The following is a 2,658-nucleotide window of genomic DNA, read 5'->3' as shown; positions in this document are numbered from 1 at the left end:
GCCTCCCGTCGGTGGGTTGCTCCGTCGAGCGGGATCAGGCGCGCGCCCGCTTCTTGTCGACCACGAAGATGTTGCCGGTGGTGACGCCCTCCTCGACCTCCTCGAGGGTGCGACCGCGGCTCTCGGGCACGAACTTCCAGATGAAGAGCAGGGCGAGGAGCCCGACGACCGCGAAGCCGAAGAAGGTGCCGGTGATCCCGGTCGCGGCGACGATCGAGGGGAAGTACAGCCCGAGGAACGCGTTCGCGATCCAGAGGCAGAACACCGCGATGCCCATGCCGAGCGCCCTGATCTGCGTCGGGAAGATCTCGGACAGGATCACCCAGGTGGCGATGTTGAGGAAGGTCTGCATCGACCCGACGAACGCGACGACGAGGAACAGGATCACCCACGGACGCGCCGGGTTGCCCTCGACCAGGGTCATCGACGCGATGCCGATGAGGAAGTGGCAGAGCGTGGTCAGCGAGTAGCCGAGGATGAGCGTCGTGCGCCGGTTGATGCGCTCCATGTTGCGGATGGCGATGAAGCCGCCGATCACCGCGATGACCCCGGGAGCGATGTTGGCGATGAGGGCCGCCTGCTCCTGGAAGCCCGACTCGACGAGCACGGTCTGGCCGTAGTACATGATCGAGTTGATCCCGGTGAGCTGCTGGGCGACGCCGATGCCCGCGCCGACGAGCACGATCCGGACGAGCCACTCGTTGCCGAGGAGGACACGCCAGCCGCTCTCGCGCTGCACCTCGGCCTCGACGGCGTTCGTCCGCTCGATGTCCGCGAGCTCGGCCCTCGCGCGCTCCTCGGACCGGATCTGCCGGAGCACCTCGAGGGCCTCGTCGCCCCGCCCCGCCGAGGCCAGCCACCGCGGCGACTCCGGGACCCGGAGCATGCCGACGAAGAGCGCGATCGCGGGCAGCGCACAGACGGCGAGCATGATGCGCCAGACGCCGTCGCCCTCACCCCAGAGGCTGCCGATGGCCGCGTTCACGACGAAGGCCGCGAGCTGCCCGATGACGATCATGAGCTCGTTGCGGCCGGACAGCGACCCGCGGATCTCGTAGGGCGCGAGTTCGGCGAGGAACACCGGCACCACGGTCGAGGCGCCACCGACCGCCAGGCCGAGGAGCACCCGTCCGACGACCATGACGCCGAAGCTCGGTGCCGCGACGCACGTGACCGTGCCGACGAAGAAGGTCACGGCGAGCAGGATGATCGTCTTCCGACGTCCCCATCCGTCGGCGATGCGACCGCCGAGCATCGCCCCGATCGCCGCGCCGAACAGGAGCGAGCTCGTGACGACGCCCTCGGTGAGGTTCGTCAGACCGAGCTCGGTCCGCATGGGGCGCAGCGCACCGTTGATCACGCCGGTGTCGTAGCCGAAGAGCAGCCCGCCGAAGGTGGCGACGAGTGCCAGCACGCCCAGGCGGCGGCGGTGCGGACCCGTCCCGACCGGGGGCAGGGTGGCGTTCGGTGCGGTCTGCTCGATGTCGACCATCCGGTGACTCCTTCGTCCGTGATCGCGCTTCATCGCGTGCAGCGATCGTAACTCCGATCCATGTCCTGTCAATCGGTCATGGTGTCATCATCGAGGACGTCGCCCAGCGAGGCCATCCCCGCGCCGTGGTCCGTGTACCGACGAACCGTCCGGCGTGCCGCAGCGCTCGCAGCGCCGGCGAGCTTCGGGTCACGACGGGCTGCGTCGGCGACCCGCCCGGCGTGCCCGGCGGTGGAGAGCAACACGTTCGCGAGGGCCCGCGTCCCGCCCTGCTCCGGCACGCCGGCGATCGACCAAGCGGAGCGGACCTGCTCGTCCGGGGTGACCCCGCGACGGGTGCCCATCCGGTGCCAGTCGGACAGTGCGCCCTCGGTGCGGTCGGCGGCCCGGTCGGCCTCGCCCGCGCGGCGGCGAGCGGCGTCACGGGCGGCGTCGTCGGTCAGGGCATCGCGCCCGGTGATCGACTCGGCACGGGCGCGCGCGGCAGCGTCGTCACCGCCGGACTCCGCGATGCGGGCGGCGTGGGCAGCCGCGGCGGCGGCGAGGATCTCCGAACGGTCCATGCCGACGACGCTAACGCCTGCGGGCGACAGCGCACGACCGGTTCGCGTGCACGGACTCCCCCGAACAGCATCGCAGCCCGGACCCGGTACCGATGCCGACGCGATCGGCACACCCACGCACGCCGACCCCCGAACCGACCGAGGCGGTCGCGCCCGCACCGACGCTGAGCCGCATCGCCGCCGGGACGGTCGTCGCGGAACGGGACGTCGCGTCACCGCTCGGCAGCGTCCACTTCCACTTCCGCATGGTGTCCGACGGCGACGGTGTCGATCCTTCCGGGCTCACCACCCTCGTGACGTACTCCTCCGCGGGGCCCGACTCCGCGGAGCCGATCGAGCTCGGCCCCGGCAAGGTCCTCGCGGTGACGAGGGCGTGCAGGTGTTCGGCGACGACCAGTACCTCTACGAGGGCACGACCCTCAACCTCGACCCCCTCGCGCGCTGACGCGCGGCCCGTCACGGCGCCCGAGGCTCAGATCGCAGGGCCCGAGACTCGGGCCCAGCGACACTCCTCGGCACGCGCGCCCAGAGAACTGTCGCTCACCCCGAGTCTCGGTCCAGGTCCGACCCGCTCGCGCGCGCCGCGCGCATGGACGGGACGGG

Annotated in this window: 2 protein-coding genes; both read right to left on the bottom strand. The window is 71.3% G+C overall.

Going from position 1 to position 2,658, the window contains the following annotated elements; all coding sequences use genetic code 11:
- Positions 1-34: 34 nt before the first annotated feature.
- A complete protein-coding gene (locus I59_RS05520; protein ID WP_022903017.1) occupies positions 35-1,492 on the bottom strand; it encodes a sugar porter family MFS transporter in 1,458 nt (485 codons plus the stop codon).
- 68 nt (positions 1,493-1,560) lie between these two features.
- Positions 1,561-2,055, bottom strand: coding sequence for a hypothetical protein (locus I59_RS05515; RefSeq protein WP_022903016.1), 495 nt, complete (start codon positions 2,053-2,055; stop codon positions 1,561-1,563).
- Positions 2,056-2,658: the final 603 nt, after the last annotated feature.

This window comes from Curtobacterium sp. B8 (genome assembly GCF_000333315.1).
Lineage (GTDB): Bacteria > Actinomycetota > Actinomycetes > Actinomycetales > Microbacteriaceae > Curtobacterium > Curtobacterium luteum.
This window is presented reverse-complemented; position numbering and strand designations above follow the sequence as displayed.